The organism is Escherichia sp. MAL-1 (assembly GCF_052948035.1).
In genome coordinates, this window is sequence record NZ_CM129609.1 from 3,030,087 (window position 1) to 3,053,093 (window position 23,007).

At 49.2% G+C, this 23,007-nt stretch carries 15 protein-coding genes and 1 pseudogene; 6 read left to right on the forward strand and 10 right to left on the reverse strand.

Translation table 11 applies throughout. The annotated features are described in order from the left end of the window. Positions 1-311: 311 nt before the first annotated feature. From ycdU to ACU8XX_RS15220, 3 genes and pseudogenes are all read right to left on the reverse strand, one after another. The gene (ycdU, locus tag ACU8XX_RS15210; RefSeq protein ID WP_000611859.1) at positions 312-1,298 is read right to left on the reverse strand and encodes a protein YcdU; all 987 of its coding nucleotides are present in this window, start codon (positions 1,296-1,298) and stop codon (positions 312-314) included. A 36-nt stretch (positions 1,299-1,334) separates the two neighbouring features. Then, positions 1,335-2,032, reverse strand: a protein-coding gene (locus ACU8XX_RS15215; protein WP_103215986.1) for an IS1-like element IS1A family transposase whose coding sequence is annotated in 2 segments (ribosomal slippage) — positions 1,335-1,783 and positions 1,783-2,032 — 699 coding nt in all. Because the reading frame shifts where the segments join, the coding sequence is not laid out codon by codon here. A gap of 33 nt (positions 2,033-2,065) precedes the next feature. Then, positions 2,066-2,419: pseudogene (locus ACU8XX_RS15220) on the reverse strand (ACP S-malonyltransferase); the annotation flags it as partial. A gap of 61 nt (positions 2,420-2,480) precedes the next feature. Between ACU8XX_RS15220 and ACU8XX_RS15225 the strand changes: the two are divergent. Further along, a protein-coding gene (locus ACU8XX_RS15225; protein ID WP_085947771.1) for an IS3-like element IS3 family transposase occupies positions 2,481-3,643 on the forward strand; the annotation gives its coding sequence in 2 pieces (ribosomal slippage) (positions 2,481-2,742 and positions 2,742-3,643; 1,164 coding nt in all). Positions 3,644-3,683: 40 nt separating this feature from the next. On the opposite strand, the gene ACU8XX_RS15230 is transcribed toward ACU8XX_RS15225, so the two are convergent. Next, positions 3,684-5,042 carry a GGDEF domain-containing protein gene (locus ACU8XX_RS15230; protein WP_000409883.1) on the reverse strand — a complete coding sequence of 453 codons (1,359 nt, stop codon included), beginning with the start codon at positions 5,040-5,042 and terminating at the stop codon, positions 3,684-3,686. A gap of 586 nt (positions 5,043-5,628) precedes the next feature. On the opposite strand from ACU8XX_RS15230, the gene pgaA reads away from it, so the two are divergent. From pgaA to pgaD, 4 genes are read left to right on the forward strand one after another with little or no spacing between them, the layout of a single operon-like run. Beyond that, positions 5,629-8,052, forward strand: coding sequence for a poly-beta-1,6 N-acetyl-D-glucosamine export porin PgaA (gene pgaA / locus ACU8XX_RS15235; protein WP_016242040.1), 2,424 nt, complete (start codon positions 5,629-5,631; stop codon positions 8,050-8,052). A gap of 8 nt (positions 8,053-8,060) precedes the next feature. After that, positions 8,061-10,079 carry a poly-beta-1,6-N-acetyl-D-glucosamine N-deacetylase PgaB gene (gene pgaB, locus ACU8XX_RS15240; RefSeq protein ID WP_000945561.1) on the forward strand — a complete coding sequence of 673 codons (2,019 nt, stop codon included), beginning with the start codon at positions 8,061-8,063 and terminating at the stop codon, positions 10,077-10,079. Then, positions 10,072-11,397 (forward strand): poly-beta-1,6-N-acetyl-D-glucosamine synthase, encoded by a 1,326-nt coding sequence (pgaC, locus tag ACU8XX_RS15245; RefSeq protein ID WP_000610451.1) that lies wholly within the window; start codon positions 10,072-10,074, stop codon positions 11,395-11,397. The genes pgaB and pgaC overlap by 8 nt, the downstream gene beginning before the upstream one ends. Position 11,398: 1 nt before the next feature. Continuing rightward, complete coding sequence (pgaD, locus tag ACU8XX_RS15250; protein ID WP_240765197.1) at positions 11,399-11,812, forward strand: poly-beta-1,6-N-acetyl-D-glucosamine biosynthesis protein PgaD; 414 nt, start codon at positions 11,399-11,401, stop codon at positions 11,810-11,812. A 49-nt stretch (positions 11,813-11,861) separates the two neighbouring features. Here the strand turns inward: pgaD and phoH are convergent, their stop codons facing one another. The 6 genes from phoH to ACU8XX_RS15280 form a co-directional block, all read right to left on the reverse strand. After that, positions 11,862-12,650 (reverse strand): phosphate starvation-inducible protein PhoH, encoded by a 789-nt coding sequence (gene phoH, locus ACU8XX_RS15255; RefSeq protein WP_000533522.1) that lies wholly within the window; start codon positions 12,648-12,650, stop codon positions 11,862-11,864. A gap of 620 nt (positions 12,651-13,270) precedes the next feature. Then, positions 13,271-14,542: an iron uptake transporter deferrochelatase/peroxidase subunit gene (gene efeB / locus ACU8XX_RS15260; RefSeq protein ID WP_001199471.1), complete on the reverse strand. Its 1,272-nt coding sequence runs from the start codon at positions 14,540-14,542 to the stop codon at positions 13,271-13,273. 5 nt (positions 14,543-14,547) lie between these two features. Further along, on the reverse strand, positions 14,548-15,675 hold the full coding sequence (efeO, locus tag ACU8XX_RS15265; RefSeq protein ID WP_000154398.1) for an iron uptake system protein EfeO: 1,128 nt from the start codon (positions 15,673-15,675) through the stop codon (positions 14,548-14,550). A gap of 57 nt (positions 15,676-15,732) precedes the next feature. Then, positions 15,733-16,563, reverse strand: a complete 831-nt coding sequence (gene efeU, locus ACU8XX_RS15270; protein ID WP_000497942.1) for an iron uptake transporter permease EfeU — start codon at positions 16,561-16,563, stop codon at positions 15,733-15,735. Positions 16,564-17,104: 541 nt separating this feature from the next. Next, entirely contained in the window at positions 17,105-18,613 is a 1,509-nt protein-coding gene (gene putP / locus ACU8XX_RS15275) for a sodium/proline symporter PutP (RefSeq protein ID WP_001018489.1), read from the reverse strand. A gap of 158 nt (positions 18,614-18,771) precedes the next feature. Next, positions 18,772-18,981, reverse strand: coding sequence for a hypothetical protein (locus ACU8XX_RS15280; RefSeq protein ID WP_000979516.1), 210 nt, complete (start codon positions 18,979-18,981; stop codon positions 18,772-18,774). Positions 18,982-19,035: 54 nt separating this feature from the next. On the opposite strand from ACU8XX_RS15280, the gene putA reads away from it, so the two are divergent. Continuing rightward, positions 19,036-22,998: a trifunctional transcriptional regulator/proline dehydrogenase/L-glutamate gamma-semialdehyde dehydrogenase gene (gene putA / locus ACU8XX_RS15285; protein WP_016242037.1), complete on the forward strand. Its 3,963-nt coding sequence runs from the start codon at positions 19,036-19,038 to the stop codon at positions 22,996-22,998. The last annotated feature ends 9 nt before the right edge of the window (positions 22,999-23,007 follow it).

A 23,007-nucleotide genomic window follows, 5' to 3' on the forward strand; every position in this document is an offset into this window, starting at 1 on the left:
GGATGAGAAGCCCCGACCGGGGGTCGACAACTGGCGACAGCCAGTTGGACAGACCGTGAACGCAGTGAGCGGGCTGCCCGCAGGGCGAGCGAAGCGAGTCAATCCCCCCCTCACCGCCATATTTAAAGAAGAGCTCGTACGAAAGTACGGGCTTTTTTTTCGTATATTGCACACACCGGGTGCCCCCGCCCACGTCTGTTAGGGCGAGGGGAAATCGTGCACATCAACTGTCTGGTTACTCAGTCAACAATCAAAATGCGCAAGAGAGTACAGAACATATATGTATTATCTGGTCACTTCCTATCACTTCCTCACTTATTAAAATGCCCCCAACGGAAATACATGTCACATGCCATCATAAAATCGTTATGCCAGAGGAATCGACAATAGAAAAAATAGTAAATTAAGCACGGTACATAGCAGAGTAAAAAATAGGCTTCAAACCAAATCCGCCATTCCACAAGCGTTGCCAATACCGACACCAGCGTAATCCACATCACTTCAATAACCAGCAATATGAATAACCGAAGCCAAAGCGGCTTGGCAAAAAAGGTCGACAACGCATTTTCACTGGAGAAAAACAGATCGATTTCCTGCAAAAAAAGCCTGCCCAGAAAAGCGTACCGCTTGGAGAAGCGCAGAAAAAACAGATTAATCGCCAACACTACGCCACAAAGAATGAGCAATGCAATTATCGATTTAAACGTTAACCACTGCCCCTCTGTCACAAAAGAATCACTGTTACGCAACGGGCTGATAGTAAGCAGGTTAACAACCGTTGAGATGCACACCGAAAGCAGCACATAGCGAGTCAGACTTTTATATTTTACTTTTTTCGCTACTGAAATAGCGACCTGCTTGACATAACTGGTGCGGATCATCCGAAACAGCAGAAAGATGACCAACGGCCCAAGTAACGAAATCAGGAACAGCGCATATAACGAGGGTAGAAGCTGGTATAGCCCCCAACTCATTGCACTCAACATGATTAACGACAGAAATCCTGCCACCAGAGGTTGTGTAAGAAATAATTCTATTTTGTGGTTCTGCTTTTTCTTAAACCACGAAAAATCGATATTCTTCGTGACGCATTTATAAGCCCAGTACGCCTTGAGATCAAAAATAAAATTATACAGCACCAGAGCCAGAATCCCACTAACTACACCAATATCCTCTGATGGAAAAGTAAACCCTGCATTCTTCCAATAAAAGCCTATCAGAATAAGTCCAATAGCATAAATGTATATCAGATTTCGTTTATCCTGAAAGCGAATAAAAGTTAAATAATCAGGAATCATTTGAATACCTTTGCATCACTAGGTAATGACTCCAACTTATTGATAGTGTTTTATGTTCAGATAATGCCCGATGACTTTGTCATGCAGCTCCACCGATTTTGAGAACGACAGCGACTTCCGTCCCAGCCGTGCCAGGTGCTGCCTCAGATTCAGGTTATGCCGCTCAATTCGCTGCGTATATCGCTTGCTGATTACGTGCAGCTTTCCCTTCAGGCGGGATTCATACAGCGGCCAGCCATCCGTCATCCATATCACCACGTCAAAGGGTGACAGCAGGCTCATAAGACGCCCCAGCGTCGCCATAGTGCGTTCACCGAATACGTGCGCAACAACCGTCTTCCGGAGCCTGTCATACGCGTAAAACAGCCAGCGCTGGCGCGATTTAGCCCCGACATAGCCCCACTGTTCGTCCATTTCCGCGCAGACGATGACGTCACTGCCCGGCTGTATGCGCGAGGTTACCGACTGCGGCCTGAGTTTTTTAAGTGACGTAAAATCGTGTTGAGGCCAACGCCCATAATGCGGGCTGTTGCCCGGCATCCAACGCCATTCATGGCCATATCAATGATTTTCTGGTGCGTACCGGGTTGAGAAGCGGTGTAAGTGAACTGCAGTTGCCATGTTTTACGGCAGTGAGAGCAGAGATAGCGCTGATGTCCGGCGGTGCTTTTGCCGTTACGCACCACCCCGTCAGTAGCTGAACAGGAGGGACAGCTGATAGAAACAGAAGCCACTGGAGCACCTCAAAAACACCATCATACACTAAATCAGTAAGTTGGCAGCATCACCGCATCACTAAATGCTTTACGACAATGCATAACTCGTTGCTGATCCACGCCAGCAAAATCATTTAACATATTCCCCAAATAGGGCTTATTACTTATTTCAAGGAAAGCTACCGGGGTTGGCATATTCAGAAATGTATCGAGAGATTCAGTCCATTTCACCGTATGAGTTAAGTGTAATGAGAGATTTTCTTTGATAATTGACGGAGCGACCTCGCTTTTTGCTGTTACGTTCATCAGAACCTGATGCTCTGGCGAAGCGATATCCAGTCCGGCAAGATAATCGCGCATTGCCTGAACGCCGTCTTCCATCAAACGCGTGTGCCAGGCACTGATCTTACACAGCAATAGTGGACACGCGGCTAAGTGAGTAAACTCTCAGTCAGAGGTGACTCACATGACAAAAACAGTATCAACCAGTAAAAAACCCCGTAAACAGCATTCGCCTGAATTTCGCAGTGAAGCCCTGAAGCTTGCTGAACGCATCGGTGTTACTGCCGCAGCCCGTGAACTCAGCCTGTATGAATCACAACTCTACAACTGGCGCAGTAAACAGCAAAATCAGCAGACGTCTTCTGAACGTGAACTGGAGATGTCTACCGAGATTGCACGTCTCAAACGCCAGCTGGCAGAACGGGATGAAGAGCTGGCTATCCTCCAAAAGGCCGCGACATACTTCGCGAAGCGCCTGAAATGAAGTATGTCTTTATTGAAAAACATCAGGCTGAGTTCAGCATCAAAGCAATGTGCCGCGTGCTCCGGGTGGCCCGCAGCGGCTGGTATACGTGGTGTCAGCGGCGGACAAGGATAAGCACGCGTCAGCAGTTCCGCCAACACTGCGACAGCGTTGTCCTCGCGGCTTTTACCCGGTCAAAACAGCGTTACGGTGCCCCACGCCTGACGGATGAACTGCGTGCTCAGGGTTACCCCTTTAACGTAAAAACCGTGGCGGCAAGCCTGCGCCGTCAGGGACTGAGGGCAAAGGCCTCCCGGAAGTTCAGCCCGGTCAGCTACCGCGCACACGGCCTGCCTGTGTCAGAAAATCTGTTGGAGCAGGATTTTTACGCCAGTGGCCCGAACCAGAAGTGGGCAGGAGACATCACGTACTTACGTACAGATGAAGGCTGGCTGTATCTGGCAGTGGTCATTGACCTGTGGTCACGTGCCGTTATTGGCTGGTCAATGTCGCCACGCATGACGGCGCAACTGGCCTGCGATGCCCTGCAGATGGCGCTGTGGCGGCGTAAGAGGCCCCGGAACGTTATCGTTCACACGGACCGTGGAGGCCAGTACTGTTCAGCAGATTATCAGGCGCAACTGAAGCGGCATAATCTGCGTGGAAGTATGAGCGCAAAAGGTTGCTGCTACGATAATGCCTGCGTGGAAAGCTTCTTTCATTCGCTGAAAGTGGAATGTATCCATGGAGAACACTTTATCAGCCGGGAAATAATGCGGGCAACGGTGTTTAATTATATCGAATGTGATTACAATCGGTGGCGGCGGCACAGTTGGTGTGGCGGCCTCAGTCCGGAACAATTTGAAAACAAGAACCTCGCTTAGGCCTGTGTCCATATTACGTGGGTAGGATCAAAATGCCGCTTTATGGTGACTCACAAAAATTCACCACATCCCTCACAACCACCTTATTACGCCCGGTCTCTTTCGCCTCGTAAAGTGCGTTATCAGCCAGTCGATAGATCTCATTTGGGTTTAACGCATTTTCCTGAGTCACAACAGCGCCAATACTAATCGTCACTTTTTGTGGTATAGCGTATTCAGGATTATCGCCAGTTAAACGCTCAACATTTTCCCGAATCCTTTCCGCTAAAGCTTTCGCACGTTCAGTATCGATGTCCGTCAGCAAGACGCCAAACTCTTCGCCGCCGACGCGCGCTAAAAGGTCATCTGGTCGTATGCTTTTCCCAATGATATTCACCACTGTTTTTATCACCTGATCGCCAACCGGATGCCCCCAGGTGTCGTTGACTTTTTTGAAGTGGTCGATATCCATAATCATGACGCAATAAGGCGTTTTTTGGGCTGATGCTGATTGAACTGTCAGTTCATTAAAAAAATAATTTCTGTTAAATATATTGGTTAAGGGATCGCGATGTGCAATGTTCTTTGTTACTCGTAGCGCACTGAATATATGGCACATAAATATTACCATAACGGTTAACTTACTGACTACTTCAATAGTGCGACTAATATACCAAGTGGACACGCTATACCTGCTCATAAATAACAGAGAGATATTGTACAGTACGGCACAAAAAGCAATCACCGTCACTCCATTCCAGATATCATAGCGTAAACCATTAAAGTATAGATTAACCGAAAGCAAGGTTAACCACATGAAAATCATTATGGTAACATATGAGGCTTTCCAAACCACCTGACCATTTTCATTGGTTAACTCGGCAATGTGTAAATTGTAGCTCTCATAATGACTAGAAAGTATGTGAGCAACTATCGGCCCCCCAAAAACAAAAAACAAACTTATGCACAAAGTCATTTTTTTGGAAAATAAATTGCGCTGTTTTGTGTTTTCACTAACTTTATTCACCAATGCCAGAAATATTAATATGCACAAACTCATCTGACGAAACAAATAATAGATTGCAATGTCATTTTGGACAACACTGCTTGTCAAACGCTCCTCAATAATTTGCTGAATGATAATGACGGTTTTAACAAAGTAAATCAAACAACTCAGAAAAGCCAAACTAAGTACACAGTTTGAAAATTGCCTACGGTCATAAATGAAATACAACTGCATAAAAATAAATGCAACAGTATCGATAAAAAATAAAGCAATCATTACCATCAGATAGGTTGATCGTGGAACAACTTCCTCAACGCCTGGCTGATTAAACCAACTATTCACCAAAACCAAAGCAAGCCCAAACAATAAGCTCACTAATACAGTACTACTAATTCTCAAATAGTCTTTTTCCATAAAGCTACACCAATCTGTAGGTTGTAGATCCCTTTCTATTATTAATAGATATAAGAACTGTACTGTTGTCAATATGAAATTCCGCCCACAAACAATACCGATGATGATAGTTGCTGAATGTAATTATTATTGCCTAAGTGCTTTATACATTGTTTGCAACAAGCCAGGCTTGAAAATACTTATAAATGGTTATAGAAAATCCTTATAAAACATTAATTCATAGATACATTAGGAATAACAATTAAATCCGTGAGTGCCGTAGCGCAGCCTTTCATCAGGACTTTCGAAAAATCCGAAATCATGCATCGGAATTTACTGATTTAATTATTTTAATCCTAATTTATTTTGAAAAAGGCATTGGGATTTATGCCGTATTCCTGAAGATCCTCATCATTGGAATGGATTTTCGGGCGAGAAAAGGATTTTATATGGACACTCTGCTCATCATTTCTTCTTCTCATCATCAACAATTCACGTCTCTCTTCCGCGTTTAATAACGGATTATGAGGTGCAAAAATATCTTTCTTTTCAGTTACCTGTAATTAGATACAGAGAGAGATTTTGGCAATACATGGAGTAATACAGGATGTATTCAAGTAGCAGAAAAAGGTGCCCGAAAACCAAATGGGCTTTGAAACTTCTTACTGCCGCATTTTTAGCAGCGAGTCCCGCGGCGAAGAGTGCTGTTAATAACGCCTATGATGCATTGATTATTGAAGCTCGCAAGGGTAATACTCAGCCAGCTTTGTCATGGTTTGCACTAAAATCAGCACTCAACAATAACCAAATTGCTGACTGGTTACAGATTGCCTTATGGGCCGGGCAAGATAAACAGGTTATTACCGTTTACAACCGCTACCGTCATCAGCAATTACCAGCGCGTGGTTATGCAGCTGTCGCCGTCGCTTATCGTAACCTGCAACAATGGCAAAACTCGCTTACACTGTGGCAAAAGGCGCTCTCTCTGGAGCCGCAAAATAAGGATTATCAACGGGGACAAATTTTAACCCTGGCAGATGCTGGTCACTATGATACTGCGCTGGTTAAACTTAAGCAGCTTAACTCTGGAGCACCGGACAAAGCCAATTTACTCGCAGAAGCCTATATCTATAAACTGGCGGGGCGTCATCAGGATGAATTACGGGCGATGACAGAGTCATTACCTGAAAATGCATCTACGCAACAATATCCCACAGAATACGTGCAGGCATTACGTAATAATCAACTTGCTGCCGCGATTGACGATGCCAATTTAACGCCAGATATTCGCGCTGATATTCATGCCGAACTGGTCAGACTGTCGTTTATGCCTACGCGCAGTGAAAGTGAACGTTATGCCATTGCCGATCGCGCCCTCGCCCAATACGCTGCATTAGAAATTCTGTGGCACGATAACCCAGACCGCACTGCCCAGTACCAGCGTATTCAGGTTGATCATCTTGGCGCGTTATTAACTCGCGATCGTTATAAAGACGTTATTTCTCACTATCAGCGATTAAAAAAGACGGGGCAAATTATTCCGCCCTGGGGGCAATATTGGGTTGCATCGGCTTATCTCAAAGATCATCAGCCGAAAAAAGCACAGTCAATAATGACCGAGCTCTTTTATCACAAGGAGACCATTGCCCCGGATTTATCCGATGAAGAACTTGCGGATCTCTTTTACAGCCACCTGGAGAGTGAAAATTATCCGGGCGCGCTAACTGTCACCCAACATACCATTAATACTTCGCCGCCTTTCCTTCGGTTAATGGGCACGCCTACGAGCATCCCGAATGATACCTGGTTACAGGGGCATTCGTTTCTCTCAACCGTAGCAAAATATAGTAATGATCTTCCTCAGGCTGAAATGACAGCCAGAGAGCTTGCTTATAACGCACCAGGAAATCAGGGACTGCGCATTGATTACGCGAGTGTGTTACAAGCCCGCGGTTGGCCTCGTGCAGCAGAAAATGAATTAAAAAAAGCAGAAGTGATCGAGCCACGTAATATTAATCTGGAGGTTGAACAAGCCTGGACAGCATTAACGTTACAAGAATGGCAGCAGGCAGCTGTCTTAACGCACGATGTTGTCGAACGTGAACCGCAAGATCCCGGCGTTGTACGATTAAAACGTGCGGTTGATGTACATAATCTTGCAGAGCTTCGTATCGCTGGCTCAACAGGAATTGATGCCGAAGGCCCGGATAGTGGTAAACATGATGTCGACTTAACCACCATCGTTTATTCACCACCGCTGAAGGATAACTGGCGCGGTTTTGCTGGATTCGGTTATGCCGATGGACAATTTAGCGAAGGAAAAGGGATTGTTCGCGACTGGCTTGCGGGTGTTGAGTGGCGGTCACGTAATATCTGGCTCGAGGCAGAGTACGCTGAACGCGTTTTCAATCATGAGCATAAACCCGGCGCGCGCCTGTCTGGCTGGTATGATTTTAATGATAACTGGCGTATTGGTTCGCAACTGGAACGCCTCTCTCACCGCGTTCCATTACGGGCAATGAAAAATGGTGTTACAGGCAACAGTGCTCAGGCTTATGTTCGCTGGTATCAAAATGAGCGGCGTAAGTACGGTGTCTCCTGGGCTTTCACTGATTTTTCCGACAGTAACCAGCGTCATGAAGTCTCACTTGAGGGTCAGGAACGCATCTGGTCTTCACCATATTTGATTGTCGATTTCCTACCCAGTCTGTATTACGAACAAAATACAGAACACGATACCCCATACTACAACCCTATAAAAACGTTCGATATTGTTCCGGCATTTGAGGCAAGCCATTTGTTATGGCGAAGCTATGAAAATAGCTGGGAGCAAATATTCAGCGCAGGTGTTGGTGCCTCCTGGCAAAAACATTATGGCACGGATGTCGTCACCCAACTCGGCTACGGGCAACGCATTAGTTGGAATGACGTGATTGATGCTGGCGCAACGCTACGCTGGGAAAAACGACCTTATGACGGTGACAGAGAACACAACTTATACGTTGAATTCGATATGACATTCAGATTTTAAGGATAAATATGTTACGTAATGGAAATAAATATCTCCTGATGCTGGTGAGTATAATTATGCTCACCGCGTGCATTAGCCAGTCAAGAACATCATTTATACCGCCACAGGATCGCGAATCTTTACTCGCCGAGCAACCGTGGCCGCATAATGGTTTTGTAGCGATTTCATGGCATAACGTTGAAGACGAAGCTGCCGACCAGCGTTTTATGTCAGTGCGGACATCAGCACTGCGTGAACAATTTGCCTGGCTGCGCGAGAACGGTTATCAACCGGTCAGTATTGCTCAAATTCGTGAAGCACATCGAGGAGGAAAACCGCTACCGGAAAAAGCTGTAGTGCTGACTTTTGATGACGGCTACCAGAGTTTTTATACCCGCGTCTTCCCAATTCTTCAGGCCTTCCAGTGGCCTGCTGTATGGGCCCCCGTCGGCAGTTGGGTCGATACGCCAGCGGATAAACAAGTAAAATTTGGCGATGAGTTGGTCGATCGAGAATATTTTGCCACGTGGCAACAAGTGCGAGAAGTTGCGCGTTCCCGGCTCGTTGAGCTCGCTTCTCATACATGGAATTCTCACTACGGTATTCAGGCTAATGCCACCGGCAGCTTATTGCCTGTATATGTAAATCGTGCATATTTTACTGACCACGCACGGTATGAAACCGCAGCAGAATACCGGGAAAGAATTCGTCTGGATGCTGTAAAAATGACGGAATACCTGCGTACAAAGGTTGAGGTAAATCCACACGTTTTTGTTTGGCCTTATGGCGAAGCGAATGGCATAGCGATAGAGGAATTAAAAAAACTCGGTTATGACATGTTCTTCACCCTTGAATCAGGTTTGGCAAATGCGTCGCAATTGGATTCCATTCCGCGGGTATTAATCGCCAATAATCCCTCATTAAAAGAGTTTGCCCAGCAAATTATTACCGTACAGGAAAAATCACCACAACGGATAATGCATATCGATCTTGATTACGTTTATGACGAAAACCTCCAGCAAATGGATCGCAATATTGATGTGCTAATTCAGCGGGTGAAAGATATGCAAATATCAACCGTGTATTTGCAGGCATTTGCTGATCCCGATGGTGATGGGCTGGTCAAAGAGGTCTGGTTTCCAAATCGTTTGCTACCAATGAAAGCAGATATTTTTAGTCGGGTTGCCTGGCAATTACGTACCCGCTCAGGTGTAAACATCTATGCGTGGATGCCGGTATTAAGCTGGGATTTAGATCCCACATTAACGCGAGTAAAATACTTACCAACAGGGGAGAAAAAAGCACAAATTCATCCTGAACAATATCACCGTCTCTCTCCTTTCGATGACAGAGTCAGAGCACAAGTTGGCATGTTATATGAAGATCTTGCCGGACATGCTGCTTTTGATGGCATATTGTTCCACGATGATGCTTTGCTTTCAGATTATGAAGATGCCAGTGCACCGGCTATCACGGCTTATCAGCAAGCAGGCTTTAGCGGGAGTCTGAGCGAAATTCGACAAAACCCGGAGCAATTTAAACAGTGGGCCCGCTTTAAAAGTCGTGCGTTAACTGACTTCACTTTAGAACTTAGTGCGCGCGTAAAAGCCATTCGCGGTCCACATATTAAAACTGCACGAAATATTTTTGCACTTCCGGTAATACAACCTGAAAGTGAAGCCTGGTTTGCACAGAATTATGCTGATTTCCTAAAAAGCTATGACTGGACCGCTATTATGGCTATGCCTTATCTGGAAGGTGTCGCAGAAAAATCGGCTGACCAATGGTTAATACAATTGACCAATCAAATTAAAAACATCCCTCAGGCTAAAGACAAATCTATTTTAGAATTACAGGCACAAAACTGGCAGAAAAATGGTCAGCATCAGGCTATTTCTTCGCAACAACTCGCTCACTGGATGAGCCTATTACAACTGAATGGAGTGAAAAACTATGGTTATTATCCCGACAATTTTCTGCATAACCAACCTGAAATAGACCTTATTCGTCCTGAGTTTTCAACAGCCTGGTATCCGAAAAATGATTAATCGCATCGTATCGTTTTTTATATTATGTCTGGTGTTATGCATACCCCTATGCGTAGCGTACTTTCACTCTGGTGAACTGATGATGAGGTTCGTTTTCTTCTGGCCGTTTTTTATGTCCATTATGTGGATTGTTGGCGGCGTCTATTTCTGGGTCTATCGTGAACGCCACTGGCCGTGGGGAGAAAACGCACCAGCTCCCCAGTTGAAAGATAATCCGTCTATCTCCATTATCATTCCCTGTTTTAATGAGGAGAAAAACGTTGAGGAAACCATACACGCCGCTTTAGCACAGCGTTATGAGAACATTGAAGTTATTGCCGTAAATGACGGTTCAACAGATAAAACCCGTGCCATCCTGGATCGCATGGCTGCACAAATTCCCCATTTGCGGGTCATTCATCTGGCGCAAAACCAGGGGAAAGCTATTGCGCTTAAAACCGGAGCTGCCGCGGCGAAAAGTGAATATCTGGTGTGCATTGATGGCGATGCGTTATTAGACCGCGATGCGGCGGCATATATTGTGGAACCGATGTTGTACAACCCGCGTGTGGGTGCCGTAACCGGTAATCCTCGTATTCGAACACGTTCTACCCTGGTGGGTAAAATTCAGGTTGGCGAGTATTCCTCAATTATTGGTTTGATCAAGCGAACCCAGCGTATCTATGGAAACGTATTTACCGTTTCCGGTGTTATTGCCGCATTTCGTCGCAGCGCCCTGGCAGAAGTGGGTTACTGGAGTGACGATATGATCACCGAAGATATTGATATTAGCTGGAAGCTGCAGTTGAATCAGTGGACGATTTTTTACGAGCCACGGGCACTGTGCTGGATATTAATGCCTGAAACGTTAAAAGGGCTGTGGAAACAGCGCCTGCGCTGGGCTCAGGGCGGTGCAGAAGTATTCCTCAAAAATATGACAAGGTTGTGGCGCAAAGAAAACTTTCGAATGTGGCCGCTGTTTTTTGAATACTGCCTGACGACAATATGGGCCTTCACCTGCCTGGTCGGTTTCATTATTTACGCAGTCCAACTTGCCGGTGTACCGTTAAATATTGAATTGACACATATCGCTGCGACACATACTGCCGGAATATTATTGTGTACGTTATGTTTACTGCAATTTATTGTCAGCCTGATGATCGAGAATCGCTATGAGCATAATCTGACTTCATCGCTTTTCTGGATTATTTGGTTCCCGGTTATTTTCTGGATGCTGAGCCTGGCAACGACATTGGTATCATTTACACGAGTCATGTTGATGCCTAAAAAGCAACGCGCCCGTTGGGTAAGTCCCGATCGCGGGATTCTGAGAGGTTAATATGAACAATTTAATTATTACGACCCGACAATCACCAGTACGTTTACTGGTTGATTATGTTGCCACAACCATCTTGTGGACATTATTTGCGTTGTTAATATTCTTATTCGCCATGGATCTGCTGACGGGTTATTACTGGCAAAGCGAGGCCAGAAGCCGACTTCAGTTCTATTTTTTGCTGGCAGTGGCGAATGCCGTCGTGTTAATTGTCTGGGCGCTGTACAATAAGCTGCGTTTTCAAAAACAGCAGCATCATGCAGCCTACCAATATACGCCGCAAGAATATGCAGAGAGCTTAGCAATACCTGATGAGCTCTATCAGCAACTACAAAAAAGCCACAGGATGAGCGTACACTTCACCAGCCAGGGGCAAATAAAAATGGTTGTTTCAGAAAAAGCGCTAGTCCGGGCATAAACACCCAAAACAAAGCCCGGTTCGCCCGGGCTCTGCACCGATAACACACTTAACTGTAGGCATGCAGCGTACGTTGGCAAAGTGCCGAACGTACGCAGTCCTCTTTACCGAACCGGACGATCCCAACCATTTCATCTTCTTCGAAACGTTCCAGCGCGTCACTTAATCCGGAGCACACGCCGCGAGGCAAATCGCATTGCGTGATATCACCGTTGACGATAACCGTCACGTTCTCCCCGAGGCGGGTTAAAAACATTTTCATTTGCGCGGCAGTCACATTCTGCGCCTCGTCAAGAATGACGACTGCATTTTCAAAGGTACGTCCACGCATATAGGCGAACGGCGCAATTTCCACCTTCCCTATTTCCGGTCGCAGGCAGTACTGCATAAAGGAAGCCCCTAAGCGCCGGACCAGCACGTCGTAGACCGGGCGAAAATAGGGAGCAAACTTTTCTGCGATATCTCCAGGTAAGAAGCCAAGATCTTCATCGGCTTGCAGAACTGGACGGGTGACGATAATCCTGTCGACATCCTTATGTATCAGGGCCTCTGCCGCTTTTGCTGCGCTGATCCAGGTTTTTCCGCACCCGGCTTCGCCCGTGGCGAATATCAGCTGCTTACTCTCAATAGCCTTCAGATAGTGCAATTGCGCTTCATTTCGCGCGAGGATGGGCGAAGTATCGCGACTGTCGCGGGCCATACCAATGGCTTCTACGCCGCCCATCTGCACAAGCGAGGTGACCGATTCTTCTTCACGCTGCTTATGGCTGCGCGAATCCCGTCTCAGCACACGTTTTGCCTCGCGACGAGCTTTGATCACTGCTTTTTGTCTTCCCATGGAGAGCACCTTGAGTTGTTTGTATTCATCACACGCGCCGTTGGCAGCGCGATTATGCGCACGAACATCAGAGGGTTGGCTTCCTTGTAAGCCATAGTTTGCTTTTGGATAAAATGCCGAAAAACGGCTACGCGCACCGTTTACGGCGTCGGTAACACATGAAAAGAAAGGATGAGGTTGAAAATGCAAAGTGACGAGATGACTACCGGAGGAGAAAACTCCGCGAGTGGTGGCGCGTTGATTATCTAAAACATGTCCAGTACAGGACGTTACCATCCGCGATCTCCATAGTGACTGACTATCACTGCCGGGAACTTCCGCTGCTACTTAATAAGTACAACAGATCTCGCATTTATTGCAACAATATCTTTACTTATATTTAACTATAAAACACCATTTCAGTGACATTAGTTTCTACTGGAAAGATGACAGAGTGATGACAGTGATGAAAAAAGCTGTGTGCTTTCAGCAGGATTTGCATCAGGCATCAGTGCACGATCGCCGGATGCGGCGTGAACGCCTTATCCAGCCTACCAAACCCGCACTGATTGTAGGCATGATAAGACGCGCAAGCGTCGCATCAGGCATCTGCGCACAAATGCCTTATCCGCCTAAAAACATTAAACCCGCAATAACGCGCTTCCGAAATAATCGTTCGCGTCCTTCACCCCCGGCAGCGCAAAAAAATAACCGCCGCCGATAGGTTTAACGTATTCCTCCAGCGCTTCGCCATTGAGCCTTTTTTGTACTGTCAGGAAGCCTTTTTCCAGATCGTGTTGGTAGCAGACAAACAGCAACCCCATATCCAGTTGCCCGGAGTTGGTGACGCCCAGTGAATAACTGTAGCCACGACGCAGCATCAGGCTGGACTCACTCTCCGCCGTGCGGGGATTCGCCAGCCGGATATGGCTGTCCAGCGCGATCACCTTCCCTTCCGGGTCGCTGGCGTAATCAGGCACATCATGCTCATGCTGCATTCCCAGCGGCGCACCGGTTTGCTTATCACGGCCAAAAATCGTCTGCTGTTCTTTCAGCGGCGTTCTGTCCCAAAATTCCACTCGAAACTGAATCAAGCGTACTGCCTGATAGCTGCCACCGATTGTCCACGCAGGCTCCTGCTGATCTGCCGTTACCCACACCACTTTTTGCATCAACTTATCATTCTGGCTATCGGGATTGGCAGTGCCGTCTTTGAAACCCAGCAAATTAATCGGCGTCTCTTTGCCTTTACTACGCGCCGCGTGATCGGAAATAAACCCTTCCCGCTTCCAGCGCACACTGAGCAAATCCGGCGTGTGTTTGATGATATCGCGCAGCGCATGGATAACCGTGTCCTGGGTGTTGGCGCAAATCTGTAGCAACACATCACCATGACATAACGCCGCATCCAGCGAGTCGTTGGGGAAACGCGTCATCTTCTGCAGCTTTTTTGGCATCTGTGGCGCAAGGCCAAAGCGCTCATCAAACAATGAGTGACCCACCGATAACGTGATGGTGAGATTATCGGGCGCAATGTAGCCGCCAAGAATGCCGGAATCGAGTGGTGGCAGGCGCGGATTTGGCGTTTCTGGTGCTGCTCCGCCCTGAGTCAGAAAAGCAAAACGCTGAGTCAACAAGCGAAACAACCGCTCAAGATCGGCTTTATCGCTGGCAAGCACATCAAACGCCACCAGCATCATTGCGGCCTGTTGTGGCGTCAGGATCCCTGCCTGATGCTCACCATAAAACGGCTGTTTCTCATTGCGAGCATCCGGTGAAAGCGTACCCGGCGCACTTTGCGTTTTTTGTGCATGAGCGACCGGACAACTTCCCGCCAGCGCCAGTGCACCTATCACTTTCAGTAAACGTCGGCGTGACGGTTCATTCACGCCGTTTTCATCTTTATACTGCATAACGCTTAATCCAGTCCCAGCACACCGCGAAGTTGCGCCAGATCTTCCGCCAGCGCAGTAATCGGTCCTTTCAGTGCATTCCGGTCGGCATCGGTCAATTTGTCGTAGGTTTCAAAACCGTCTTTAGTACGGTATTTCGCCAGAATGGTATCGACCTTTTTAAAGTTGGCATCGACTTTTGCCAGCAGTTCCGGGTTGGCTTTTTGCAGTTGTGGACGCAGCAAATCGACAATTTTCTGCGAGCCTTCAACGTTAGCCTGGAAATCCCACAGATCGGTGTGGCTGTAGCGATCTTCTTCACCGCTAATTTTGCTGGCTGCCACTTCCTCAATCAGTCCGGCTGCGCCGCCGACCACTTTTGAAGGTGGGAAAGCCAGTTCACTGATGCGTTTTTGCAAATCGACCACATCGGTATAAAGCTGCTCAGCGTACTGATCCATCCCTTTGGTGGTGTTGTCGCCAAACAATGCTTTTTCCAGACGGTGGAAACCAGTGAATTTTGGGTCGGCGGCTTTTTGCTCGTAATCATCTTCACGGGCGTCAATGCTGCCATCCAGATCGGAGAACAGTTCAGCAATCGGTTCAATACGCTCATAGTGCTGGCGCGTCGGTGCATACAGTGCTTTCGCTTTTTCGATATCGCCTGCTTTAATCGCGTCGGTAAAGGCTTTGGTGTCGGTCACCAGCTGCGTGGTTTCCGCCATGACATACGCTTTATATGCAGTAATTGCACCACCAAGACTTAACAGCGCATCACTTTGCGCCGCATCCGCCGTTGCCTCACCTTTGACGATCAACTTCCCTTTCGGGTTAGTCAGCAGACCGCAGGTCATATCGTATTCGCCAGGCTGTAAATTCGCCGTCATTTTCTGGCTAAAGCCAGGGGCGATATTTTCCCGCTCTTCCACCACCATCACGCCTTTGAGGATCTCCCACTCCAGCGCCTTCTGGCTGTGGTTCTGAATAATGAACTGTGTTTTCCCGGCGTTAACCGTAATGGTCATCGGTTCGCACTGCTTATCCGTCACGGTCACTTTGACCTGCGGCACATCAGCGGCGTTAGCCATAAAAGCAGAAGAAAACAGCGCAGCCACGCTCAACTGCAATGCGTTACGGCGGAAGTTAATGGTCATAACGAGACTATCCCTTTAAAGTATGTTGTAACTAAGCAAGAGTTTGCGTCGTATTTGTTACGCGGAGCGAGACGCTGTCGCCCCTGCGCGTGGTGGCAGAGCAAATGCCACCAGCGCCGGGATGAGATAAATAAACCAGACGGCGACTTCGCTGACGCTCGGCGCTTCCTGATAGCCAAAAATCCCTTCCATCAGCGTGCCAAACAGCGAGTGAGTTGAGAGCACCGCACTCATATCGAAGGCGATTTCCTGAAAGTGGTTCCACAATCCGGCTTCATGAAATGCGCGAATGGCACCAGCTGCCAGCCCTGCGGCGACGAAGAGAATAAACAGGCTGGTCCATTTAAAAAATGCACCAAGATTGAGGCGAATACCGCCCCAGTAGAGCAGGAAGCCTAGCACCACGGCAGTAGCAAGACCGAGCATTGCACCCAGCGGCGGCCAGATCCCGACATCTTGTTGAAATGCCGCCAGCAGGAAAAAGACCGACTCCAGCCCTTCCCTTGCAACGGCAAAAAAGACCATCATCACCAGCGCCCAGCCATGATGATTTCCACGCTGCAATGCGCTATCGACTGCCTGTTCCAGTTGCACTTTGACGTTGCGCGACACTTTGCGCATCCAGAAAACCATCCAGGTAAGGATCACCACGGCGATCACCGCCACGATACCTTCAAACAGTTCCTGTTCTTTTTGCGGAAATTCGCCGGTGGTTTCGTTAATGAAGATACCCAAGCCCAGGCACAACGCAGCGGCAAGCAACACGCCAATCCACATCACACCAATCCATCGGCCTCGCTGGGTACGCTTAAGATAGCTGGCAATCAAACTGACAATCAGCGCGGCTTCAAGTCCTTCGCGCAACATAATGAGAAACGGAACAAACATGCCACCCACCCTTAAACGTTTTTCTGAGTCAATCTATGCAAAGAAAAGTAAATCGCAGTGATAGCGATTATCATTACGGTAAAGAAAAATACAAGCGGAATGTTTATAAAATGATGTTGAAATGTAAACAAAGAGAGGTAATGCCAGGGGATATAAACGATTATTCCAGGTACAAAGATGGGATTGTTTACAACGAGCCATGTGTTCTTGCCGGATGCCGCGTAAACGCCGTATCCAGCCGACAAAACTGTCCAGACTCAATGCATCAGAGCTTCCATGTAAAACTGATAAGCGGGTGTATCAAGCAATTTCGTCCATCCGCGATTATCAAATCTAACTTTTTGCCCGGAACATAATAACAGCTCGGGTGTTGGTGGCGTCAAAATCGCTCAAGCGTTCCCCGAAGGCCGGGACAGCAGGGGGCGGCGGCGATTGGCCGCCCCCTGCGCGCTCCCTGCACCATTCAATTTATATGGCGAGGCACATTAAGGGAGCGCAACCCGCTGCTGAAGCCAAACAAAACCGCCGCAGGCTAAGTCCCTTAGCTTTCCTGCAACCGTGACGGCGGAGCCGAATGATAGTGCGCATCGGCCTCGGCAAAGCGTTTTTGCATCGCCGCTGACGGCGCTTTACCCAGCAAACTAAACACTACAATCCCAATACTGCTGAAGATAAAGCCCGGAATAATTTCGTACAGTCCCAGCCAGCCGAACTGTTTCCAGACGATAACCGTCAGCGCCCCGATGATCATCCCCGCCAGCGCACCGTTGCGCGTCATGCGTGACCACATCACCGAGAACAGCACCACCGGACCAAACGCCGCGCCAAAGCCTGCCCACGCATAGCTCACTAGCCCCAGCACACGGTTTTCCGGGTTTGCCGCCAGCGCAATGGCCACCAGCGCCACCACCAGCACCATCACACGACCTACCCACACCAGCTCTTTCTGGCTGGCATGTTTACGCAGAAACGCTTTGTATAAATCTTCGGTAATCGCACTGGAGCACACCAGCAGCTGGCAACTTAAGGTTGACATTACCGCCGCCAGAATTGCCGACAGCAGAATCCCGGCAATCCACGGGTTAAACAGAATTTGCGCCAGTTCGATAAACACGCGCTCAGCATTCTGGTTTACCGCACCTGCTACCGCCGGGTGCTCATTAAAGTAAGCAATACCAAAGAAGCCGACAGCTACCGCCCCTGCCAGGCAGAGGATCATCCAGGTCATACTGATACGACGCGCATGGACAATGCTGTGGTGAGAGTCTGCCGCCATAAAACGCGCCAGGATGTGCGGTTGCCCGAAGTAACCCAGCCCCCACCCCATCAGTGAGATAATGGCGACAAAGTTCAGCCCTTTGAGCATATCAACGTTTTCGATGCTCTTTTGTTTGATCACTTCCAGCGAGTCACCAAAGCCACCGACACTGATAATGACGATAACCGGCGTCAGGATCAGGGCAAAAATCATCAGGCTGGCCTGTACAGTGTCAGTCCAGCTCACCGCGAGGAAACCGCCAATAAAGGTGTAAAGGATCGTCGCCGCAGCTCCCGCCCACAGAGCCGTTTCGTAGCTCATGCCAAAGGTACTTTCAAACAGACGCGCGCCTGCCACAATGCCCGAAGCGCAATAAATGGTGAAGAACAGCAAAATCACCAGCGCGGAGATAATGCGCAAAATGCGGCTTTTATCTTCAAAGCGCCCGGTGAAATAATCCGGCAATGTTAAGGCGTTATTGTTGTATTCGGTATGCACACGCAACCGCCCCGCCACCAGCTTCCAGTTGATCCACGCGCCTAATGTCAGGCCAATGGCGATCCAACTTTCGGAAATCCCGGAAAGAAAAACCGCGCCCGGCAACCCCATTAACAGCCAGCCGCTCATATCCGACGCACCCGCCGATAATGCCGTCACGAATGGCCCAAGGCTACGACCGCCCAGAATATAGTCGTCAAAGTTTTTCGTTGATCGCCAGGCGATAAACCCAATCAATATCATGCCAAAGATATAGACACAAAATGTCACCAACATCGGTGTGCTAATAGCCATCTAAAGTCTCCAAAAAATTATTATCGGCAATGTCGAAACTTGCCGTTATATCTGCCACCGGAACGGGGTAACAGAGTTTATGTTTTACCAGGGCGACCGTATCCTGCCGGAAGCGCTGGTTATTCACAATCGATTTAACACACCATTTACATTAAATTTTAGTGCTCAGCGACACTATTTTTCATCAGGTTGCACTCTCTCACATTTTTTGCGGTTGCACCTTTCAAAAATGTTAACTGCCGCAGAGAAAAAGTCTGAGTTATTTTTTTAATCCCTGTCATATCGATTTCTTTTATTAACATTTCATTCATTTTTAAGCTTGCTACGCATGTCACATTTAACATGGTTGCACAAAGTTGCAACATCATGGATATTTCACGATAACGTTAAGTTGCACCTTTCAGAACAACAGGAGTAATGGCATGGGAACCACCACCATGGGGGTTAAGCTGGACGACGCGACGCGTGAGCGTATTAAGTCTGCCGCGACACGTATCGATCGCACGCCACACTGGTTAATTAAGCAGGCGATTTTTTCTTATCTCGAACAACTGGAAAACAGCGATACTCTGCCGGAGCTACCTGCGCTGCTTTCTGGCGCTGCCAATGAGAGCGATGAAGCACCGACTCCGGCAGAGGAACCACACCAACCATTCCTCGACTTTGCCGAGCAAATTTTGCCCCAGTCGGTTTCCCGCGCCGCGATCACAGCGGCCTATCGCCGCCCGGAAACCGAAGCGGTTTCTATGCTGCTGGAACAAGCCCGCCTGCCGCAGCCAGTTGCTGAACAGGCGCACAAACTGGCGTATCAACTGGCCGATAAACTGCGTAATCAAAAAAACGCCAGTGGTCGCGCAGGTATGGTTCAGGGGTTATTGCAGGAGTTTTCGTTGTCATCGCAGGAAGGCGTGGCGCTGATGTGTCTGGCGGAAGCGTTGTTGCGTATTCCCGACAAAGCCACCCGTGATGCGTTAATTCGCGACAAAATCAGCAACGGTAACTGGCAGTCACACATTGGTCGTAGCCCGTCACTGTTTGTTAATGCCGCCACCTGGGGGCTGCTGTTTACTGGCAAACTGGTTTCCACCCATAACGAAGCCAGCCTCTCCCGCTCGCTGAACCGCATTATCGGTAAAAGCGGTGAACCGCTGATCCGCAAAGGTGTGGATATGGCGATGCGCCTGATGGGCGAGCAGTTCGTCACTGGCGAAACCATCGCGGAAGCGTTAGCCAATGCCCGCAAGCTGGAAGAGAAAGGTTTCCGTTACTCTTACGATATGCTTGGCGAAGCTGCACTGACTGCCGCAGATGCACAAGCGTATATGGTTTCCTATCAGCAGGCGATTCACGCCATTGGTAAAGCGTCCAATGGTCGTGGCATCTATGAAGGTCCGGGCATTTCAATCAAGCTGTCGGCGCTGCATCCGCGTTACAGCCGCGCCCAGTATGACCGGGTAATGGAAGAGCTTTACCCACGTCTGAAATCACTCACCCTGCTGGCGCGTCAGTACGATATTGGTATCAACATTGACGCCGAAGAGGCCGATCGTCTGGAGATCTCCCTCGATCTGCTGGAAAAACTCTGTTTCGAGCCTGAGCTGGCAGGCTGGAACGGTATCGGTTTTGTTATTCAGGCTTATCAAAAACGCTGCCCACTGGTGATTGATTACCTGATTGATCTCGCCACCCGCAGCCGTCGCCGTCTGATGATTCGCCTGGTGAAAGGCGCGTACTGGGATAGTGAAATCAAGCGTGCGCAGATGGACGGCCTTGAAGGCTATCCGGTTTATACCCGCAAGGTGTATACCGACGTTTCATATCTCGCCTGTGCGAAAAAGCTGCTGGCGGTGCCGAATCTAATCTACCCGCAGTTCGCGACGCACAACGCCCATACGCTGGCAGCGATTTATCAACTGGCAGGTCAGAACTACTATCCGGGTCAGTACGAGTTCCAGTGCCTGCATGGTATGGGCGAGCCACTGTATGAGCAGGTCACCGGGAAAGTTGCCGACGGCAAACTTAACCGTCCGTGTCGTATTTATGCTCCGGTCGGTACCCATGAAACGCTGTTGGCGTATCTGGTGCGTCGCCTGCTGGAAAACGGTGCTAACACCTCGTTTGTTAACCGTATTGCCGACACCTCTTTGCCACTGGATGAACTGGTCGCCGATCCGGTCACTGCTGTAGAAAAACTGGCGCAACAGGAAGGGCAAACTGGATTACCGCATCCGAAAATTCCCCTGCCGCGCGATCTTTACGGTCACGGGCGCGACAACTCGGCAGGGCTGGATCTCGCTAACGAACACCGGCTGGCCTCGCTCTCTTCTGCCCTGCTCAATAGTGCACTGCAAAAATGGCAGGCCTTGCCAATGCTGGAACAACCGGTAGCGGCAGGTGAGATGTCGCCCGTTATTAACCCTGCGGAACCGAAAGATATTGTGGGCTTTGTGCGTGAAGCCACGCCGCGTGAGGTAGAACAGGCGCTGGAAAGTGCGGTTAATAACGCGCCAATCTGGTTTGCCACTCCTCCGGTTGAACGCGCGGCGATTTTGCATCGCGCTGCCGTGCTAATGGAAAGCCAGATGCAGCAACTGATTGGTATTCTGGTGCGTGAAGCCGGAAAAACCTTCAGTAACGCCATTGCCGAAGTGCGCGAAGCGGTCGATTTTCTCCACTACTATGCCGGACAGGTGCGGGATGATTTCGCTAACGAAACCCACCGTCCATTAGGGCCTGTGGTGTGTATCAGTCCGTGGAACTTCCCGCTGGCTATTTTCACCGGGCAGATTGCTGCCGCACTGGCGGCAGGTAACAGCGTGCTGGCAAAACCGGCAGAACAAACGCCGCTGATTGCCGCGCAAGGGATCGCCATTTTGCTGGAAGCGGGTGTACCGCCAGGCGTGGTGCAGTTGCTGCCAGGTCAGGGGGAAACCGTGGGCGCGCAACTGACGGGTGATGATCGCGTACGCGGGGTGATGTTTACCGGTTCAACCGAAGTCGCTACGTTACTGCAGCGCAATATCGCCAGCCGCCTGGACGCTCAGGGTCGCCCTATTCCGCTCATCGCTGAAACCGGCGGCATGAACGCGATGATTGTCGATTCTTCAGCACTGACCGAACAAGTAGTAATAGATGTGCTGGCCTCGGCGTTCGACAGTGCGGGTCAGCGTTGTTCGGCGCTGCGCGTGCTGTGCCTGCAAGATGAGATTGCCGACCACACGTTGAAAATGCTGCGCGGCGCAATGGCCGAATGCCGGATGGGTAATCCGGGTCGCCTGACCACCGATATCGGTCCGGTGATTGATAGCGAAGCGAAAGTCAATATTGAGCGCCATATTCAGACCATGCGTAGCAAAGGCCGTCCGGTGTTCCAGGCGGTGCGGGAAAACAGTGAAGATGCCCGTGAATGGCAAAGCGGCACCTTTGTCGCCCCGACGCTGATCGAACTGGATGACTTTGCCGAATTGCAAAAAGAGGTCTTTGGTCCGGTGCTGCATGTGGTGCGTTACAACCGTAACCAGCTACCAGAGCTGATCGAGCAGATTAACGCTTCCGGTTATGGTCTGACGCTTGGCGTCCATACGCGTATTGATGAAACTATCGCCCAGGTCACTGGCTCGGCCCATGTTGGTAACCTGTATGTTAACCGTAATATGGTGGGCGCAGTGGTTGGTGTGCAGCCGTTCGGCGGCGAAGGGTTGTCCGGTACCGGGCCGAAAGCAGGCGGTCCGCTCTATCTCTACCGTCTGCTGGCGAATCGCCCGGAAAGTGCGCTGGCAGTAACGCTCGCGCGTCAGGATGCAGAGTATCCGGTCTATGCGCAGTTGAAAGCCGCATTGACTCAGCCGCTAAATGCACTGCGGGAATGGGCAGCAAATCGTCCAGAATTGCAGGCGTTATGTACGCAATATGGCGAGCTGGCGCAGGCAGGAACACAACGATTGCTGCCGGGGCCGACGGGTGAACGCAACACCTGGACGCTGCTGCCGCGTGAGCGCGTGTTGTGTATTGCCGATGATGAGCAGGATGCGCTGACTCAGCTCGCCGCCGTGCTGGCGGTGGGCAGCCAGGTACTGTGGCCGGATGACGCGCTGCATCGTCAGTTAGTGAAGGCATTGCCATCGGCAGTCAGCGAACGTATTCAACTGGCGAAAGCGGAAAATATAACCGCTCAACCGTTTGATGCGGTGATCTTCCACGGTGATTCGGATCAGCTTCGCGCATTGTGTGAAGCCGTTGCTGCGCGGGATGGCGCAATTGTTTCGGTGCAGGGTTTTGCCCGTGGCGAAAGCAATATCCTTCTGGAACGGCTGTATATCGAGCGTTCGCTGAGTGTGAATACCGCTGCCGCTGGCGGTAACGCCAGCTTAATGACTATAGGTTAAACAGGTAGC